Annotated in this window: 19 protein-coding genes; 17 read left to right on the plus strand and 2 right to left on the minus strand. The window is 56.8% G+C overall.

The annotated features are described in order from the left end of the window. Positions 1 to 29 precede the first annotated feature (29 nt). From AAFN83_RS15270 to AAFN83_RS15335, 14 genes are all read left to right on the plus strand, one after another. Positions 30 to 1,388 carry a sodium-dependent transporter gene (locus AAFN83_RS15270; protein ID WP_347770832.1) on the plus strand — a complete coding sequence of 453 codons (1,359 nt, stop codon included), beginning with the start codon at positions 30 to 32 and terminating at the stop codon, positions 1,386 to 1,388. 107 nt (positions 1,389 to 1,495) lie between these two features. Next, on the plus strand, positions 1,496 to 2,497 hold the full coding sequence (locus AAFN83_RS15275; protein ID WP_347770834.1) for a cation diffusion facilitator family transporter: 1,002 nt from the start codon (positions 1,496 to 1,498) through the stop codon (positions 2,495 to 2,497). A gap of 196 nt (positions 2,498 to 2,693) precedes the next feature. Continuing rightward, a complete protein-coding gene (locus AAFN83_RS15280; RefSeq protein ID WP_347770836.1) occupies positions 2,694 to 3,518 on the plus strand; it encodes an aldo/keto reductase in 825 nt (274 codons plus the stop codon). 185 nt (positions 3,519 to 3,703) lie between these two features. Next, positions 3,704 to 4,834 carry a GIY-YIG nuclease family protein gene (locus AAFN83_RS15285; RefSeq protein WP_347770838.1) on the plus strand — a complete coding sequence of 377 codons (1,131 nt, stop codon included), beginning with the start codon at positions 3,704 to 3,706 and terminating at the stop codon, positions 4,832 to 4,834. A 241-nt stretch (positions 4,835 to 5,075) separates the two neighbouring features. After that, entirely contained in the window at positions 5,076 to 5,399 is a 324-nt protein-coding gene (locus AAFN83_RS15290) for a PadR family transcriptional regulator (protein ID WP_347771239.1), read from the plus strand. Then, complete coding sequence (locus AAFN83_RS15295; RefSeq protein ID WP_347770840.1) at positions 5,396 to 5,944, plus strand: DUF2812 domain-containing protein; 549 nt, start codon at positions 5,396 to 5,398, stop codon at positions 5,942 to 5,944. Before AAFN83_RS15290 ends, AAFN83_RS15295 begins: the two co-directional genes overlap by 4 nt. Further along, positions 5,944 to 6,480 (plus strand): DUF2812 domain-containing protein, encoded by a 537-nt coding sequence (locus AAFN83_RS15300; RefSeq protein ID WP_347770842.1) that lies wholly within the window; start codon positions 5,944 to 5,946, stop codon positions 6,478 to 6,480. Before AAFN83_RS15295 ends, AAFN83_RS15300 begins: the two co-directional genes overlap by 1 nt. Before the next feature lie 277 nt (positions 6,481 to 6,757). Beyond that, positions 6,758 to 7,057: a LiaF transmembrane domain-containing protein gene (locus tag AAFN83_RS15305; RefSeq protein WP_347770844.1), complete on the plus strand. Its 300-nt coding sequence runs from the start codon at positions 6,758 to 6,760 to the stop codon at positions 7,055 to 7,057. Positions 7,058 to 7,087: 30 nt separating this feature from the next. Next, complete coding sequence (locus AAFN83_RS15310) at positions 7,088 to 7,885, plus strand: PspA/IM30 family protein (RefSeq protein WP_347770846.1); 798 nt, start codon at positions 7,088 to 7,090, stop codon at positions 7,883 to 7,885. Between the two features lie 39 nt (positions 7,886 to 7,924). Then, positions 7,925 to 8,365 carry a PspC domain-containing protein gene (locus tag AAFN83_RS15315; RefSeq protein WP_347770848.1) on the plus strand — a complete coding sequence of 147 codons (441 nt, stop codon included), beginning with the start codon at positions 7,925 to 7,927 and terminating at the stop codon, positions 8,363 to 8,365. 2 nt (positions 8,366 to 8,367) lie between these two features. Further along, positions 8,368 to 9,072 carry a PspA/IM30 family protein gene (locus AAFN83_RS15320; RefSeq protein WP_347770850.1) on the plus strand — a complete coding sequence of 235 codons (705 nt, stop codon included), beginning with the start codon at positions 8,368 to 8,370 and terminating at the stop codon, positions 9,070 to 9,072. Positions 9,073 to 9,328: 256 nt separating this feature from the next. Beyond that, complete coding sequence (gene liaF, locus AAFN83_RS15325) at positions 9,329 to 9,991, plus strand: cell wall-active antibiotics response protein LiaF (protein ID WP_347770852.1); 663 nt, start codon at positions 9,329 to 9,331, stop codon at positions 9,989 to 9,991. A 32-nt stretch (positions 9,992 to 10,023) separates the two neighbouring features. After that, positions 10,024 to 11,082 (plus strand): HAMP domain-containing sensor histidine kinase, encoded by a 1,059-nt coding sequence (locus AAFN83_RS15330; RefSeq protein ID WP_347770854.1) that lies wholly within the window; start codon positions 10,024 to 10,026, stop codon positions 11,080 to 11,082. After that, entirely contained in the window at positions 11,069 to 11,737 is a 669-nt protein-coding gene (locus AAFN83_RS15335) for a response regulator (RefSeq protein WP_347770856.1), read from the plus strand. Before AAFN83_RS15330 ends, AAFN83_RS15335 begins: the two co-directional genes overlap by 14 nt. A 115-nt stretch (positions 11,738 to 11,852) precedes the next feature. On the opposite strand, the gene AAFN83_RS15340 is transcribed toward AAFN83_RS15335, so the two are convergent. Then, positions 11,853 to 12,506: an SdpI family protein gene (locus tag AAFN83_RS15340; protein WP_347770858.1), complete on the minus strand. Its 654-nt coding sequence runs from the start codon at positions 12,504 to 12,506 to the stop codon at positions 11,853 to 11,855. After that, positions 12,503 to 12,805, minus strand: a complete 303-nt coding sequence (locus AAFN83_RS15345) for an autorepressor SdpR family transcription factor (RefSeq protein WP_347770860.1) — start codon at positions 12,803 to 12,805, stop codon at positions 12,503 to 12,505. The genes AAFN83_RS15340 and AAFN83_RS15345 overlap by 4 nt, the downstream gene beginning before the upstream one ends. Before the next feature lie 149 nt (positions 12,806 to 12,954). On the opposite strand from AAFN83_RS15345, the gene AAFN83_RS15350 reads away from it, so the two are divergent. The 3 genes from AAFN83_RS15350 (at position 12,955) to zwf (ending at position 16,364) form a co-directional block, all read left to right on the plus strand. Beyond that, complete coding sequence (locus AAFN83_RS15350; protein ID WP_347770862.1) at positions 12,955 to 14,079, plus strand: FUSC family protein; 1,125 nt, start codon at positions 12,955 to 12,957, stop codon at positions 14,077 to 14,079. Beyond that, positions 14,076 to 14,693 (plus strand): phosphatase PAP2 family protein, encoded by a 618-nt coding sequence (locus AAFN83_RS15355; RefSeq protein WP_347770864.1) that lies wholly within the window; start codon positions 14,076 to 14,078, stop codon positions 14,691 to 14,693. Before AAFN83_RS15350 ends, AAFN83_RS15355 begins: the two co-directional genes overlap by 4 nt. A 114-nt stretch (positions 14,694 to 14,807) precedes the next feature. Further along, entirely contained in the window at positions 14,808 to 16,364 is a 1,557-nt protein-coding gene (gene zwf / locus AAFN83_RS15360; protein WP_347770866.1) for a glucose-6-phosphate dehydrogenase, read from the plus strand. Positions 16,365 to 16,394: the final 30 nt, after the last annotated feature.

Genomic DNA, 16,394 nt, shown 5'->3' on the forward strand with positions numbered 1-16,394 from the left:
CACGCGATGACTAAATGAGGTGTGTTTTTTTGTCACAGGATACACAGGGGCTCTCGCAGGATAGGGAGCCGGCAGACGGCTTCAGCAAAGGCGGCTTTATTCTCTCCGCGATCGGCAGCTCGGTCGGTCTCGGCAACATTTGGCGATTCCCCTACTTAACGAGCGAAAATGGAGGAGCGGCGTTCTTCCTCCTGTTTACGTTGTGTCTGCTCCTGATTGGCCTGCCGATCCTGCTTGCCGAATTGTCTATCGGCCGCGGGGGAAGAGGCAATGCAGCCTCTTCCTTCCAAAGGCTGTCCGGGCGCAAGGCTTGGGGGCTGTTCGGGCTTATTTCTGTGTTTGGCTCTGTCATCATCATGTCCTTCTACGGAGTGGTAACCGGCTGGACGCTTCATTATGCGGTTCGCAGCTTCTCGGGAGTTCTCAGCCGGGAAACCAATTACGCGGAGTCCTTCCAAACCTTCACCGCCTCCGGCTACGGTCCGGTCTTCTGGCAGGTCATGGCGATGGTGATCGTCTGCTGGGTAGTCGCGCGCGGCATATCCGGCGGTATCGAAAAGTTTAACAAGATTCTCATGCCGATGATGGTCATTGCGCTGCTCGTGCTTCTCGTGAACGCCCTGACGCTGTCAGGTGCAAGAGCGGGCATCGAGTATTTCCTGAAGCCTGACTTTTCCAAGCTGACCCCGGAGTCGGCGTTGCTGGCCCTCGGCCATGCCTTCTTCTCCCTGTCACTCGGCATGGGGACGATGGTGACCTACGGGGCTTACGTGAACAAGCGGCAATCGCTGAAAACCGCATCTCTCGCAGTGGTGGGCGGGGATTTGCTATATGCGCTCGTGTGCGGCCTGATCATCTTCCCGACCTCCTTCACCTACGGACTGGAATCCCAGCAAGGGCCGGGGCTCGTGTTCATCGTACTTCCTGCTGCATTCCACGCCATGCCGTTCGGCTTCTTGCTTGGGGGCATCTTCTTCCTGCTGCTGGCCATTGCTGCTCTCACGTCGGCGGTCTCCATGCTGGAAGTACCGGTCGCCTTCGCCATGGAAAAGTGGAAGTGGACCCGCACGAAGGCATCGCTTGCGACAACGGCATTCTGCATCTTGCTCGGCGTACCGGCTGCCTTGTCGGCCGAAGGTCCGTGGAAGGGATATAAATGGCTGGGCCGCACGGTCTTCGATTGGTTCGATTATTCGGCTTCGAATGTGCTGCTTCCCTTTGGCGGCTTGCTCGTCACGCTGTTTGCGGGCTATGTCTGGAAGCAATCCGCACAGGAGGCCGACCTTCGGCCGGTCTGGGCGAAGACGTGGCTCTTGCTGCTGCGTTATTTGGCACCTATCGTCATCATCTTGATCTTCTTGTACTCGGCGGGGGTTCTTCGCTTCTGATGAACAGGCTTTGTCCGGCGACGGGTTCATCAATCCGCCCCATTCAACCGGTATATCCGTTTCCAACGAGGGGTAAGAATCGGTATGAGGAAAGGATGGGAGCAGCCATGGCAGAACGGAGGTCCTCGCGAGCTGGGGAGGACGCAATCGCATCGACATCGAATCGGGAGGCTTATGCCAAGGAGGCCACGCGTGTCCTGCTGCTGTCGCTTGCCGGGATGATGCTTACGGCGGGCGTACAGGCCGTTATTTGCTTCTATTCCGGGAGCGTCGCGCTCATGGCGGATACGATCCATAACTTTGGCGACGCCCTCACCTCGATTCCGCTCTGGATCGCTTTCATGCTCGCCCGACGTGCTCCGACCAAGCGCTTCACGTACGGGCTCGGCCGCGTGGAGGATTTGGCGGGCTTGTTCATCGTCGCAGTCATACTCGCAAGCGCGGGGGTTGCCGGGTACCAGTCGGTCCTGCGTTTGCTGAACCCGGTTGAGCCGACTCATCTCGGGATTACGGCGCTCGCAGCGATAATCGGGTTTCTCGGCAATGAAATGATCGCCGGCTATCGCATCCGCATGGGGCGGAAGCTGGGGAGCGCCGCCCTCGTGGCGGACGGCCAGCACGCGCGGATGGACGGCATCACGTCCCTCGCCGTATTGGCCGGTGTGGCGGGGGCGTGGCTCGGATTTCCGCTGCTCGATCCGCTGGTCGGCATCGGGATCACAATCATGATCCTTTTCATTGCCTGGGAATCCGCCAAGCTGGTCTTCACGCGGATGCTGGACGGCATTGAACCCGAGCTGATCGATCGGATCACCCAGACCGCAAAGTCGGTTCCGGGCGTGAGCGAGGTTACCGAGGTGATGGCGAGGTGGAGCGGGCATGAGCTGCGGATTGAGCTCAGTGTCGCCGTCGGCGGCGATATGACTGTCCAGAATGGACACCGCATTGCTCAAGAGGTGAATCACGCGCTGCTGCATGCCCTGGAGCATGTGGGCACGGTGTACGTGCACGTCGACCCGGAGGAAGCGGCGGGTCCTGAATTCCATACGCACGAGACGTTGGATCGCGGTTGCCCCGCAGCGGCCGCCCTGCTGGATAAATCAGGGTAGCCGCGCTTAATCGAATCCGCGGTGAGGCCGTTCAAACAGATGACAACGGACACAGGAGGGGCATGCTTTCGGGCGGCCTCTTCTTCTTTGGGTTCTTCACCAAGGGGGCCGATCGAATTAATCGTATTTTTTGCATGCGCCTCGATTTATTGCTATCCTAAACAAGGACAATTCCATACAAAAGGAGAGACTCAGCATGACAAACGTTGCATCTACCGTGACGCTCAACAATGGCGTAGCAATGCCCCAATTCGGTTTGGGCGTATGGAAGGCCAAGGACGGCGCCGAGGTTGTCGAAGCCGTAAAAGCAGCCATCGCCGCAGGCTACCGCAGCATCGACACCGCAGCTGTCTATGGCAATGAAGCCGGAGTCGGACAAGCCATCCAGGAGAGCGGCGTTCCCCGGGAAGAGCTGTTCATCACGACGAAGGTTTGGAACAGCGAACAAGGCTACGAAACGACCCTCGCCGCCTTCGAAGCAAGCCTGGCCAAGCTGGGCCTGGATTATGTCGATCTCTACCTCGTACACTGGCCGGTGAAGGGCAAGTATAAAGAAACCTGGAAGGCGCTTGAGAAGATTTATGCAGACGGCAAGGCGCGTGCCATCGGCGTCAGTAACTTCCACCCGCATCACCTCGATGATCTGCTTGCCGACGCAAAGGTCGTACCGGCGGTCAACCAAGTGGAGCTTCACCCACTTCTCAGCCAAGAAGAGCTTCGCCGCTATTGCGACGAGAAGAAGATTTACGTCGAGGCTTGGAGCCCGCTGATGCAGGGCAACCTGGACCTGCCTGTGCTTCAAGAGATTGCGTCCCGCTACGGCAAGACCCCGGCACAGGTCATTCTGCGCTGGCACTTGCAGCACAACATCATCGTCATTCCGAAGTCGGTCACCCCTTCGCGCATTCAGGAAAATGCCGATCTCTTCGACTTCGAGCTGAATGCCGAGGATTTGGCGAAGATCGATGCGTTGAACGAGAACCGCCGCTTTGGCGCTGATCCGGACAACTTCAATTTCTAAGCTTGATGAAGAGCACGATCATCAGGCGACAACCAAGCGAGCTCGTTCCCGGCCTTCAAGCCGCGGACGAACTCGCTTTTTGGTTCTCCGTCTCAGCTTCCGAACGCTTGTCCGCTGCTAATGTCGTAAGGTATGATGGAAAAGAATCGAACGAACGTTCCGGCGAAGAGAGGAGGCAGCCCCAGATGGCATTTGATTTTCATGCGCAGGATTTCCCGACCTCACCGGGGTGCTACCTGATGAAGGATTCATCAGGCGCCATCCTTTACGTGGGCAAGGCGAAAAACCTTCGCAACCGGCTGCGCTCGTATTTTCGCGGAACCCATGAGCTGGAACGCACTCGCGATCTGGTTGCAAACGTGGCGTCGATCGAAATCGTGCTTGTGCACAACGAGGCCGAGAGCCTCTTTCTGGAAAACAACCTCATCAAGCTCCATCGGCCTCCCTATAACCGGGCGCTCAAGAAGGACAACAGCGGCTATGCCTACCTGAAGCTAACCCGCGAGCGCATCCCCCGTCTGGACCTTCATTTTCGCATCCGCCGCCCTCTTCCTGTGCCGCTTAAGGAGTCGGCTTCGGGCAGCAGAGGCCGCATGTTCGGTCCTTATCCAAATGGGAAATTCCGCAATGCCTTACTGGAATTCATTAATGAGCATTATGGGCTGCGCAGCTGCGTGAAGATGCCGAAGCGGGTCTGCCTCTATTATCACCTCGGCAAGTGCAGCGGCATCTGCGAGGGGATGATCTCGGAGGAGGACTATCAAGGCCGGATTGCGGAAGCCGAGCGCCTGCTGGCAAACAAGGAGAACGAGCTGATCGCCGAGCTCAAGCGGCTTATGCTGGAGCATGCAGAGAGACTTGAGTTTGAACGGGCCGAGCGCCTGCGCCGCCAAATCGCATCGCTGGAAAAGCTCATGGTGAAGCAGGTCGTGGATCGGGAAACCGCCATCGACCAGGATGTGCTTTATTTTGGAGAGGAGCATGTCATGATCGTGAGCTTGAAGGAAGGGATGATTCGCGGCATGTCGTTCGAATCGCTTGCCGAGGGGGAGCGAGACAAGCGTGCGGAGCTCTTCCTTCTGGAACGGTACAAGGAAGAACGACCGGATGAGCTCATCCTGAGCTTAGCGTTGGACCCCGTCCGGCTGAGACAGGCACTGCGCCGCAAAGGCGCCCCGCCAGTAACGCTCACGGTGCCGAAGAGGGGAGACAAGCTTCAGCTTCTGGAGCTGTGCCGTCAGAATTACGAATACCGCAGTACAGCTGCCGCAGCCTCTGCGGATGAAGGGGCCATCGAAAGCCCGCCTGTTCCCTAATCGATAGGCGTATACGATAAGCGACAACTAGGAAAAAACCAAGCATTTCGTCAATTCAAACGGCGAAATGCTTTTTTTATTCGATTGATGATCGATATATTGACAGTCGATACATCGGGTGATAATATAGAGACATCAAATACATCGACACGCGATATAACGAATGACAATACAGTGAAGGTCGGTATAAATCGCACTTGAGAAAGGAGAAGGTTCCTTGAAGAAAAATGCGGTGGAAGACATGCTGCCGTTGACCGAAGCCTTCTACTACATTCTCCTCGTCCTCCAGCCGGGACCCGCTCACGGCTACGGGATGATGCAAGAGGTGGAAAGGCTGACGGGAGGCAGATTGAAGATCGGGCCGGGTACGCTCTATACCGCGCTCAATGCCCTCACATCCAAGAAGCTGATCGTCAATACGAACGAATCCGATCCAGCCGACTCGCGGCGCAAGCTCTATGCCAGTACCCCCCTCGGGACACAGGTTGCCCAAGCGGAGATGAAACGCATGGAAGAACTGGTCCGGCACGGACACCATTACCTTCAAGGAGGACAATCCCAATGAAAACGAACGCTCCCCTCGTATCCAAACCCTACAAGCTAGCGTGGAATGTCCAACAGATGGATGCCCACCTCTGCAATCTTTCGAAAGACGGCCTTCATCTCGTGAAGATGGGCTGGTTCCGCAAGCAATTCAAGAAGAGCGGCGATGAGCGGTACGAGTACCGGCACGATTATCAGAGCGTGATGGCCGCTAGGAAAGGATTTGACGAGTACCGCGCCTCCCTTGAAGCGGAAGGCTGGGAGTACGTAGCCAGTCGTGTCTGCTGGCATGTGTTCCGCCGTCCCTATGCAGCGGGCGAGCATCCGGAGCTTTACGCCGATCCGGCATCCCGTTCTCGGTATTCCACCCGGTTGAACCAAGCGTTCCTATTTCTCGGAACAGCCAACCTCGTTGGCTTCAGCGTGAACCTTCATCATTTTTTGCAAAGTGATGCCTCATTGGTCCGCTCCCTTATCACCGGAGTTGCGGTAGGCTTGAACCTGACAGCCGGACTTGCGCTCCTGTATGCCTCCAAAAAAGCGAAGCTTCAAGGGGGAGGAGCCTGATGAGCGGTCAAACCGAGTTTAAACGGATGAAATGGACCCTGGAGTTCCAGGAAACGGAGAAGTGGCTGTCTGAGCAATCCGCCCAAGGGCTTCATTTTGACAAAAAAGGCTTCTTCCGGTGCCGCTTCCGCCGAGAAGAGGGCAAACGCTATGAGTACCGATATGACCTGCAGTCCTTTCCCATCGGAAAAAAGAATGCATTCCACGAGTATCTCGCGCTGTATGAAGACGGCGGCTGGGAATACGTAGACAGCCAATTCTGGTGGCACATTTTCCGCCGGCCTTATGTGGAAGGACAGACGAGGGAGCTCTATACCGATCTGCCTTCGCGCTCCGCTTTCCTGAAGCGGATTCGTACGCTGTTCCTCGCGATCGGCTGGATCAACATCGCTTGCCTGGCTTTGAACCTCATCCTGGGCGCTACCCTGGGATCCGAGAGGTACGATTCCATTCGCGGATTTCTGGTCGGACTGAATTCCGTGCTAGGCATCTTCATGCTCTATGCGGGCTACCGGTTAAAGCCGGTCAAGGAATAGTGCGCAATGCGAGCTCGTTTTTCCTTGATATCGGAATACCGAACCTGATGGAACAAGCGGCGGCCCTGGGGTCAGCCGCTTTTTTTTGTGCAGGGCAAGCGAACGCCTTCTGTGCTCCGTCTTTTTGCGTATATCAACCCGCCCCGAAGGAGGTCCAAGCCGGGTCCCCGACCAAGGTCCAGTCCAAATACCGCCGCGGGTCCGTTTTGACGAAACGTGAATTCTCCTAGAATAAAGACATAACCAATACGTCATACCAACGAAAGGCGGTGAACAAATGAAGCTCCAAGGGAAAAACGCATTAGCATTGATCCTGATCGTCTGCGGCGCCCTGATCTTGCTCGGCAAGCTCGGTCCGCTGGTGGGTTGGGTGGTAAGCCTGATCGTTCCCATCGCCCTGATCGCCTTCGGCTATCTCGGCATCAAGAACGGCAAGCGGCTGATCGGAGGGTTCCTCGTGTTCCTCGGCGCCGTCATCCTGATCGGCAAGCTGACTCCCCTCATTGGCTGGGTCATTGCTGCTCTCCTGATCGCATTCGGAATTTCGATCCTGACGAAAAAAAATAACAGCTACTAATTGGACATTGATAAAGATGGAGTTGAGACCATGAGCGTTTGGAATCGGATGAGAGACATCACGGTGGCGACGCTGAACGATCGGCTGGAGCAATCCGAAGATCCCGTCCGCCTGATCGACGGGTATCTCGCTTCCCTGAGAGATCAGATTCGGGAGTCGGAACGGCTGCATAACGAATGTGCCCAGCATGTCGCCTCGGTACGGAATCACTACTTAACGTCGCTCTCTCTCAAGCAAAAAAGAGAAGAGCAAGCCGCCATCGCCTTGAAGGCGGGAGAAGACGAAATCGCCCGCATCGCCCTTGCCGAGAAGCTTCAGCAAGAAGAGGTTTGCGCTCAATACGGCCCGCTGTATGAGGAAGGAAAAGCCTCGCTGGCTGACCTCGAAGCTCAGATTCGCCAACTGCGCGCCGACTACGATGAGCTTGCCGCCCGCCGCAGCTACTACCAGGCGAGGATGGAATCGCTCCGCCTTCAACGCAGAATGAACGAGCGATTGAACATGAACGCCGGAACGGGGTCCTCCCGAGCCTTCCAACGGCTCGATGAGCGGATCAGCGATCTGGAGCTGGAATCCCGGACGCTGAACGAAGTCCGCCGCTCCGGAGCAGGCTACGGCGGTGCTGCTTCCTCCAGCCGCAACCGGCTGGATGAGGAGATGGAGCTCCTTCGCCGCAAGCTGGAGACGAAGAGCGAAGGCGCCCGCGTCAAGCTGGAAGAGAAGCTGGGCAAGGAATTGAACAAGCTCGAAGAAACGCTGGAAGAAAATCGCATCAAGCTCGAGCAAAAGCTCGAAGAAAAACTCGCCAAGCTCAATCGGATCGACTGACGAACCGGTTGGCCCAGGGGAGAGGAAGGTTGGGTTGACATGAATAAATTATACCGGTCTCGCAGAGACAAAAAGATATCCGGCTTATGCGGTGGGTTGGCGGAATGGCTGAACGTCGATGCTACACTCATTCGGGTCGTGGTCATCATCACCGCCATCTTCTCTACGGGCTTTCCGGTCATTCTGATCTACATCATCGCCAGTGCGGTCATCCCGAAGGATCCCGGTCCCTATGACCCGTCTTCCGGTCCGTATAACGGGTCCCCTTTCAACGGCCCGGTCGGTGGTTCCAGTTGGAATGGCGGGCACACGAGCGGCGGACGTGACTACTACGGAACGCCAACCTATGCAGAGAAGAAGCCTGAACCGCAGAAGGACCAGTTGGATGAGATGATGAAGGAAGTCGAGAAGAAAGCCCTGCAGAAGGAAATCGAAGAACTCAAAGCCAAACTTAACCAATACGAAAAGGGAGATGTGTAACCATGGGAGTATTTTCTCGAATCAAAGATATGACGCGCGCCTCGATCAACGAAATGCTGGATAAAGTTGAAGATCCGATCATCATGCTGAACCAGTACCTCCGTGACATGGAAGAAGAAATCGCTCAGGCGGAAGTCACCGTCGCGAAGCAAATCGCCAGCGAGCGCAAGCTGCAGCAGCAATTGAGGGAAGCCGAGAAGCTCGCAGCGGACCGCGAAGCAACCGCCCTCGTGGCCATGAAGAACGGGCAGGAAGCCGCCGCTCGCCAAGCGCTGGAAGAAAAGCTGTACTACGATCAAAAGGTGACGGATTACACCGGCCTGCACATCCAAGCCAAGGCTCAGGCCGACGAAATCCTGGGGCAGCTGCATGAGATGAAGGACGAATTCTACAAGATGCGCAACAAGCGCAATGAGCTGATCTCCCGTGCCCAACTGGCAAACGCCAAGAAGCAAATGGCTTCCGTCACCCAACAGGTGACGCTGGGCGGAGGCAACGCCTCTCGCGGCTTCCAACGCATGGAAGAGAAGATCATCGAGCTGGAAGTACAGGCGGAAGTGGCAAGAATGCCCTACAGCGCCGTGCCTTCCGCTGGAACCTCCTTCAGTGCAGCCGATGCTGCTAAGAAAGAGAAGATCGACGCTCAGCTCCTGGAGCTGAAGGCCAAGCTTGGCACCACAAACGCTCCTTCCTCGGAAGAAGCGTAAGGAACCCCATCGCTCTCTTTGAGAAAACGGGCTAGAGCACATCTGCAGACCCAAGCTTCGCCTGGAGCTTCCTCTCTGGGCGGGTTTGCAAACCCGCTCCCGATCAGCCCCCGTGCAAGAGCCACTCTTGTGCGGGGGTTTTCCTCCTCGTACGGAGGACCGATGAATTTCGCTTTTCCGGGTTGTACGGTTTGTGATATGCTGGTTCGTGGCAGTGCGCTAGTCAAGAGAGACCCCCACAGGCAGGAGGTGCGAGATGGAAGATAACCGAAACAATCGAAACAAAAACACATACCTCATCCTGATCGCGGCGGGGGCATTCATCATTCTCGAACGCTTCGTCGGCTTCTGGAACCTGTTGGGACTCTTGATGATCCTCTATGGTGTTCACGTCCTCCGAGGTGGAGGAAGCAGCAAAAAAGGATACTTCCTCGTCATCGCCGGAGCCTTTTTCGTGGCGGGTGGACCGCTGGCGTTGATTATCGGCATCGTCCTGATTTCGCTGGGCCTTTTCTATAAAAAATCGAAGGACCTCCAGCAGGACGGAGCCTTCATGCAAAAGCAGAGCCTCGTCGGCAGCATTCGCTACGACCGCGAGCCTTGGGTGCTGCGTAACATGAGCGTTTGGCATGCCGTCGGTGAGATGAGATTCGACTTCTCGCTCGCTCTGCAGGAAGAAAAGGAAGTCACCATTATTCTTCAAGGAATGATCGGCAACCTCAGCATTATCCTCCCCGAGGATATGGCCGTCTCAATTGAAGGGTCGGTTCAGGCGGGCTCGCTCTATGTGGGAGGAGTGAAGCGGGAGGGCATCGGCAACAAGATCAGCTGGCAGACCCCTCATTACGATTCAGCCGACACAAAGGTGAAACTCGTCGCTTCTTATCTCGTAGGAGAAGTAAACATTAAAGTGGTCTAATCACACGACGTCGAAGGGAGGAAGAAAGCCGTATGAACAAGCGACTTACCGGCATGGTTTGGCGAAGCTTGGCCGAATCGGTGCTGATCGGCTTTCTTCTTAGCGGCGTTGTGTTTTATTTTTTGTATACATCGGGATACATACTGGCGGGCTCCTGGGAAAAAGGACTCCGCGTGGCCGTGACCATCATCGGCACCGTGTTTCTCATCACGCTCTCCTATGGCTATTGGAGCGGGGCGCGGACAGCTCGGAGGATCGATCAGCTGAGCGAGGTGATGCTCTCCTTGGAAAAGGGCAACCTGTCCCGCTCTGTCCCGCCGCTTGGCGAGGATGAAATCGGCGGGCTTGGGGAGCAGTTGAACCGCATCGGCAAGAAGTGGGAGGAGCAGGTCTCCTCGCTCCAACGGCTGTCCAACAACAACGCCCAGTTGGCGGAAAAAGCTCGGTATTCCGCCATCATGGAGGAGCGGCAGCGTCTCGCCCGCGACTTGCATGACGCGGTCAGCCAGCAACTGTTTGCCATCTCCATGACGGCGACAGCCGTCGGCCGCATCATCGACCGCGACATCGACAAGGCGACGCGGCAGATTCACCTGATCGAGGAGATGGCTTCGGTCGCCCAGTCGGAGATGAGAGCGCTGCTCCTGCATCTGCGTCCTGTCCACCTGGAAGGCAAGCGGCTTGCGCAGGGCTTGCGCGACCTCATCAATGAGCTGCAAGCGAAGGTCCAGGTGCAGATTACCCTGGAGATGGACGAAGAACTGCAGCTTCAGAAGGGCATCGAGGATCATCTCTTCCGCATCGTGCAGGAGACGCTCTCCAATGCACTGCGGCACTCCAAGGCGAGCCATCTGGAAATTCGCCTTGCCGCCACCGACAGCGTGCGGCTCGTCGTGCGGGACAACGGGGTCGGGTTTAAGCTGGATGAAGTGAAGCACGCTTCGTACGGACTCGTATCGATTCGGGAACGGGTGAGCGAGCTGGGGGGCTCCCTGCACATCGTGACCGCCCCCGACCGGGGAACCCGACTGGATATCCGCATTCCGTTAACACTGGAGACGAAGGAGGAAGACAGCGTTGGGCAATTATAACGAAGGCGAACCGCATGATTCCATCAAGGTGTTGCTCGTGGATGACCACGAGATGGTGCGCATCGGCCTCGCTGCGGTGCTGAGCACCGAGGACGGCATTGAGGTCGTAGGGGAAGCGGGCAACGGCCTGGAGGGCATTCGTCTGGTCCAGGAGTACCATCCGGACGTCGTGCTGATGGACCTCGTCATGGACGGGATGGATGGCATCGAGACCACCCGGCGGGTGATGAACCTCTGCCCGGACTGCAAGGTCATCGTGCTGACGAGCTACCTGGATGATGAGAAGATGTACCCGGTCATCGAAGCAGGCGCCTTCAGCTACCTGCTCAAGACGTCGCGTGCGACTGAAATCGCCGACGCAATTCGCGCCGCAGCGAGCGGACGTCCGATTATTGAAGCGCAGGTCGCGTCGAAGATGATGAACCGATTCCGGCAACCGCGTGTAGAGGCAGCTCCTCATGAAGAGCTCACCGAGCGGGAGATGGAGGTCTTGAAGCTGATTGCGAGCGGCAAGTCCAACCAAGAGGTGGCGGATGAGCTGTTCATCGGCATCAAGACCGTGAAATTCCACGTCACGAACGTTCTGGCCAAGCTGGGGGTCGAGGACCGCACGCAGGCGGCCATCTACGCCATCAAGCATGGGTTGGTGGAATAAGAACGTTTGGGAAAAGGGCGGAACGGTTCGCGAAGGATTCGTCCGCGACCCGAACGGCAAACGGGGCGCCTCGGGCCATAGTGGCCGCGAGACGCCCCGTTTGCAGTGGGAAGGATTACTTCTTTTTCGGGGAAATGAGGTAAGAATAAACCGTAGGTACAATCAGCAGGGGAATAAACGCGACCAGGATAACGGCAGTCTTCCATGCGGGAGGCAGGAACGACCCAAGGACCACGATAAGACCTGCAAGCATCCACAGCTTGCCGCCAATCCGATGAGTCTTTCTCCATACCTCGGGGTCATTCAAGGTCCAGGGTGTTCGAATGCCGACAAAGTAATTGTCCTTGATCTGCGGCATGAAATTTCCCAGGACGAAGAAGAGCAAGCCGACCGCGATCAAGGCGAATTGGGTGGTCTTGATCGGCGTTCCAAGTCCATAGAGAACGGTGGATACGAGAACGAAATTGAACACGAGTGCCAGGATAAGGCGGATGTTCGCATAGGCACTAGCGAATTTCGCGTAATTGGCACGCTTCGGGTCAAAGAATTTCGTTGCGAGGAGTGCAAAGGGCAGGAGCAGGGCGATCGCGCTGATCAGTCCTAGGCTCGACAGCTTGTCGCCGAAGCGATCTGCTTCACCTTGGACGTTGAAATGGATAGGAAGCTGATCGGGCAACCGCTGATAGTTGATAACGGCAAAGCCGATCGAGCATAGCCCGATGAGCAGAATGGCGGTGTCCTGCCATCTCCACCAACTTAGTTTCTTCATGAATGGGAGTCCTCCTCGTTCTTGTTCTTAGAGGAGCCGGTGCCGGTGCCGGTGATGGACAGAAACCAGCCGAGAACCTCCTGCAGAACGGTCGTATTCAGAGTGTAGCGGATAAATTGCCCCTCCCGTTCATCCTGGATAAGCCCTGCATGCTTGAGGGTATTCAGGTGATGAGAGAGACTGGGCTTCGACATATCAAAATGCTGCGCAAGCTCACCCGCTGTTCGATCCCGCTCCTTCAAAAGGTCGATGATCCGGCGGCGGGTAGGGTCTGAGAGCGCCTTGAACGACTCGTTCATGGCTTCATCCTTTCTAAACCGTTCTACGTTTAATCATTTAGATAATTATCTAAATATAGAATAGTCCAACCGGTTGCTTTTTGTCAACGGGTTCGAAAGAATGGGTAATAGCTGGGGATGGGCTAGCTAATCGAGAGGAGGAAACACGCATGACCTTTGGAGCCCGTGTGCTCAAAACCGGCGTCGCGGTAACCTTGGCGCTGTACGCCAGCACGTTCCTCCATTTGAGTCCGCCGGTCATCGCGGCCATCGCCGCCGTATTCGCGATGCAGCCGTCCATTTATCGGTCCTGGCGATACTTTTGGGAGCAGATTCAGACGAATACGATGGGGGCGCTCCTTGCGGTGGCGGCTCTGCACTTTTTTCAAAATGCACCGATTGCGGTAGGCCTTGTGGTCATTCTGGTCATCATGCTCTGTCTTAAAATGAAAATGGAAGACACCCTCGGGCTTACCCTGGTCACGGTCATTGCGGTGATGGAGGCTCCTTCGGGTCAGTTGGATTTTGCTCTAAATCGGTTTCTTCTCAGCTGCATCGGGATCGTGTGCGCCTTCCTGGTTAACCTGCTGCTTCTGCCGCCCAAGCCTCACAAGCAATACACCGAGCAGGTTCATAAGGTGTTTGAACGGCTGTCGCTGCTTCTCCGTACCTTGATCTCCGACGAGATCAAGGAAACCGTCTATCAGGAGGAGAAGAAGAAGCTGCTTGGGCAGATCAAGGGACTGTCGGACAAGTACAACCTGTTCGAGGAGGAGCATCGGAAGCTTCGCAAACCGAGCTACAGCGGCTCCCGGCGGTTGGTTGTCTTCAAGCAAATGCTCACGACCCTGGTCCGCGGGGCTGACATTCTGGATCGTGTGGAGGAGCATTACTTTTCCTCCGACCGGCCGAAGGGAACCGATGATCGGTTCGATCATCATGTCGAGCGTCTCATTAAACAGCACGAGCATACCCTCCTCAAGTTTGAGAACAAACTAAAGGTGGATGCGGAGAACGCTCCGATGGACGAAGAGGAGAACCGCGCCTTTTTGGAAAAGATGCTGCAGCTTTCGGCTTTCCCCAGCGAGCAAGCCGCGGATGGAGAGGGCGAGAAATCAGCGATGTCCGGTGTATCCGCCGTCCGCCTTCGCCTGGCCTTGGTGGCGTCCTCTATCTTCGACTATGGGTACCAGGTCGCTCGGCTGGATAAACTCGTTGTACAGACGATGAAGACCCATTCCGATGAAGCGGGGGAAGGCTTTATGCGGAAAGAAAAAGGATGGTGGAAACGATGAAAGGGGTCATCGGCCTCTTGGTCGTCTTTGCGGCCCTCGGGCTTGCGATGACCCAAGGCTGGACCGAGCCAATCGACACCTCGATTCGAGAATGGGTGCAGGCGCCTCGCTTCACCGGCCTGTTGGCCTTCGCCAAGAAGCTGACCTGGGCCGGCGATTTCACCCCTCAGTTCCTTGTCAGCTTGGTCGTGGCTGCCTATTTAAGGCTTTCCACTGGAAAGGCTGGCGCATCCCGCTTTCTGATGCTCTACCTGGGAGGCGTCTGGGTGCTGAATACGGTGTTGAAGGCGGCTTACCACCGTGAGCGACCCTCGGTCGAGCATCTCGTGGAAGCGAGCGGCTACAGCTTCCCGAGCGGCCATGCCATGAGCTCGGCGGCGTTGTACGGAATGTTGGGTTATCTGTTGTGGCGGAAGTTCCGACGAGAAGGCCGCTGGGTCTATGCGATACCGGTCATCACCGTCCTTTGGATTCTCCTGATTGGCTGGAGCCGCGTGTACCTGGGCGTCCATTTTGCAAGTGATGTCGCAGGGGGTTATGCGGTCGGCTGCGCCTGGCTTATGCTGTGCCTGTGGATGCGGTCCGGGGTGAACCCGAAGGCCTCCACAAGATGATGATTCCACGGGTCCACTCCTGAACCCGCCACTCGCGTGGCACTCCCCGCTTTCGTGTGCTAAACTGGATAGGACAACGGACATTCCACTCTTACATAAAGAAGGATGATGAACATGAGCGAGGTTAAGAATGAAACCGTCCGGTCCGATGGGGCCGTCTTCTTATTGTTCGGTGCGACCGGGGATCTTGCGAGCCGCAAACTTTTCCCCGCCATCTACAGCCTCTACCGCGAAGGGAAGCTCTCGGACAAGTTTGCGGTCGTGGGCGTGGCCCGTCGTCCTAAGACGGAGCGGGAATTCCGCCAGGATGTCTTCCAATCGATCCGCGAGTTCGCCCGCTACAAGGCAGAGGAGACCGATCCGGACTGGATTCGGTTTGCCGAGCATTTTGAGTACCTCTCCCTCGACACGACCGACACGGCCGGCTACAGCCGCCTGAACGAGCTGACGCAAGAGCTGGAGAAGAAATTCGATATCGCCGGCAATCGGTTATTCTATTTGGCGCTGGCGCCAAATCTGTTCGGCAGTGTTGCCCGCAACCTGCAGGCCGGCGGCTTGCTCGACAGCCCGGGCTATCACCGCCTCATCATCGAGAAGCCGTTCGGCTTCGACCTGCCATCCGCTACGGAGCTGAACGAAGAGATCCGGCACGTCTTCCACGAGGAGGAGATCTTCCGGATCGACCATTACCTTGGGAAGGAAATGGTTCAGAACATCAACGTGATCCGCTTCGCGAACGCGATGTTCGAGCCGATGTGGAACAACAAGCACATCGCGAACATCCAGATCACCCTTAGTGAAACGGTCGGAGTCGAGGACCGCGGCGGCTATTACGACCACTCCGGCGCCCTGCGCGACATGGGGCAAAACCACATGCTGCAGATGGTGACGATGATCGCCATGGAGCCGCCGGGACGCTTGCTCCCCGAGGATATTCGGGATGAGAAGGTCAAGGTTCTGCGTGCTCTGCGCGGCTTTGGCCGGAATGAGGAAGTGGCCGAGCGCGTCGTGCGCGGGCAATACGGCGAGGGCGCGATGAAGGGTGCCGTCAAGAAGGCTTATCGGACGGAGGACAAGGTGAATCCGGAGTCGACGACGGAAACCTACTTTGCCGCCAAGCTGTTCGTGGACAACTTCCGGTGGGCGGGCGTTCCGTTCTATGTGCGGACCGGCAAGCGGCTGCCCGCAAAGACGACGGAGGTCGTCGTGGAATTCAAGAAGATTCCCGACAATGTCTACCTGGCCAAGAACCAGGAGCTGAAGCCGAACCTGCTCGTCTTCCGGGTCTCTCCGCTGGAAGGGATCTACCTCAAGATCAATGCCATGCAGCCGGGTTCGGAAGGCACGGTCATTCCGATCGCCATGGACTTCTGCCAAAGCTGCCAGGTCGGGATCAACACTCCCGAAGCCTATGAGCGGCTGATCTATGACGCGGCCCGCGGCGATTCCACCCACTTCACCCGCTGGGATGAAGTGGCGCTCGCCTGGCAGTTCGTCGATAGCATTGCCGCCGCCTGGTCTCAGGGGCAGGGCGAGCTGCAGCCGTATGCCGCCGGTTCCTGGGGACCGGATGCGGCAAGCAAGCTGCTCGCAGAGGACGGCTTCCACTGGTGGCCGGTGAGCGGCCAGGAGGAAAGCGACGTGATTTGGGTGGCGGCTTCGCCTACCTGATCCCCAATAGACCATCGACAGACAGGAGGC

The organism is Gorillibacterium sp. CAU 1737 (assembly GCF_039888655.1).
In the GTDB taxonomy this organism is placed as follows: domain Bacteria; phylum Bacillota; class Bacilli; order Paenibacillales; family NBRC-103111; genus Gorillibacterium.

What these genes read in the sequence shown, in the direction of transcription:
- AAFN83_RS15275 (WP_347770834.1), top strand. Translation starts at nt 1,496, where the DNA reads ATGGCAGAACGGAGGTCCTCGCGAGCTGGGGAGGACGCAATCGCATCG.
- AAFN83_RS15280 (WP_347770836.1), top strand. Translation starts at nt 2,694, where the DNA reads ATGACAAACGTTGCATCTACCGTGACGCTCAACAATGGCGTAGCAATG.
- AAFN83_RS15285 (WP_347770838.1), top strand. Translation starts at nt 3,704, where the DNA reads ATGGCATTTGATTTTCATGCGCAGGATTTCCCGACCTCACCGGGGTGC.
- AAFN83_RS15290 (WP_347771239.1), top strand. Translation starts at nt 5,076, where the DNA reads ATGCTGCCGTTGACCGAAGCCTTCTACTACATTCTCCTCGTCCTCCAG.
- AAFN83_RS15295 (WP_347770840.1), top strand. Translation starts at nt 5,396, where the DNA reads ATGAAAACGAACGCTCCCCTCGTATCCAAACCCTACAAGCTAGCGTGG.
- AAFN83_RS15300 (WP_347770842.1), top strand. Translation starts at nt 5,944, where the DNA reads ATGAGCGGTCAAACCGAGTTTAAACGGATGAAATGGACCCTGGAGTTC.
- AAFN83_RS15305 (WP_347770844.1), top strand. Translation starts at nt 6,758, where the DNA reads ATGAAGCTCCAAGGGAAAAACGCATTAGCATTGATCCTGATCGTCTGC.
- AAFN83_RS15310 (WP_347770846.1), top strand. Translation starts at nt 7,088, where the DNA reads ATGAGCGTTTGGAATCGGATGAGAGACATCACGGTGGCGACGCTGAAC.
- AAFN83_RS15315 (WP_347770848.1), top strand. Translation starts at nt 7,925, where the DNA reads ATGAATAAATTATACCGGTCTCGCAGAGACAAAAAGATATCCGGCTTA.
- AAFN83_RS15320 (WP_347770850.1), top strand. Translation starts at nt 8,368, where the DNA reads ATGGGAGTATTTTCTCGAATCAAAGATATGACGCGCGCCTCGATCAAC.
- liaF (WP_347770852.1), top strand. Translation starts at nt 9,329, where the DNA reads ATGGAAGATAACCGAAACAATCGAAACAAAAACACATACCTCATCCTG.
- AAFN83_RS15330 (WP_347770854.1), top strand. Translation starts at nt 10,024, where the DNA reads ATGAACAAGCGACTTACCGGCATGGTTTGGCGAAGCTTGGCCGAATCG.
- AAFN83_RS15340 (WP_347770858.1), bottom strand. Translation starts at nt 12,506, where the DNA reads ATGAAGAAACTAAGTTGGTGGAGATGGCAGGACACCGCCATTCTGCTC.
- AAFN83_RS15345 (WP_347770860.1), bottom strand. Translation starts at nt 12,805, where the DNA reads ATGAACGAGTCGTTCAAGGCGCTCTCAGACCCTACCCGCCGCCGGATC.
- AAFN83_RS15350 (WP_347770862.1), top strand. Translation starts at nt 12,955, where the DNA reads ATGACCTTTGGAGCCCGTGTGCTCAAAACCGGCGTCGCGGTAACCTTG.
- AAFN83_RS15355 (WP_347770864.1), top strand. Translation starts at nt 14,076, where the DNA reads ATGAAAGGGGTCATCGGCCTCTTGGTCGTCTTTGCGGCCCTCGGGCTT.
- zwf (WP_347770866.1), top strand. Translation starts at nt 14,808, where the DNA reads ATGAGCGAGGTTAAGAATGAAACCGTCCGGTCCGATGGGGCCGTCTTC.